We start from the raw sequence: 437 nt of genomic DNA, 5'->3' as shown, positions 1-437 counted from the left end.
AGTTCGACGCGCTCACCCGCGACCGCGTCGACAGCCCCACCGACCAGGACATCCCGGCGCAGCTGGTGCCGGTGGTCGCGCTGACCCAGGACAACCTGGAGGACACCGTCCTCGCCGACGGCTTCTACGAGGTGTCCGACATCTGCACCGCCGAGTTCAAGGACGCGTGCGCGGAGATCGGGCTCAAGTAACCCCCGTACGAATCCGGCCACCGGCCGGTCCCCGGCCCGGCACGGTGGCCTGTCCCGTGTTGCACAGCAGGTTCCGGCCGCGCATAGTTGCGCTGCGGAAAGACGCTGAACCGGGGGTGGGATGGGCGATGGCCGGGCACGGGGCGGACGAGCATCCGCACGGTGCTGACCGACTGTGCGAGGCCGGGGACCGCGTGTACTCCCGGGCCGTACGGCGCGGACGGCTGCCGCGCCGGGAGGCCGAGC

The 437-nt window shown here is 71.9% G+C and carries 2 pseudogenes; both read left to right on the top strand.

Annotated features, from left to right (window positions below):
- Positions 1 to 191, top strand: a pseudogene (locus LPA54_RS39260) (ABC transporter substrate-binding protein); the annotation flags it as partial.
- Between the two features lie 116 nt (positions 192 to 307).
- Positions 308 to 437, top strand: a pseudogene (locus LPA54_RS39255) (LuxR family transcriptional regulator); the annotation flags it as partial.

It is taken from the genome of Streptomyces sp. DH12 (assembly GCF_020873895.1).
Taxonomy (GTDB): Bacteria; Actinomycetota; Actinomycetes; order Streptomycetales; family Streptomycetaceae; genus Streptomyces.
The sequence above is the reverse complement of the archived record's forward strand: the minus strand, read 5'-3'. Positions and strand labels throughout refer to the sequence as shown.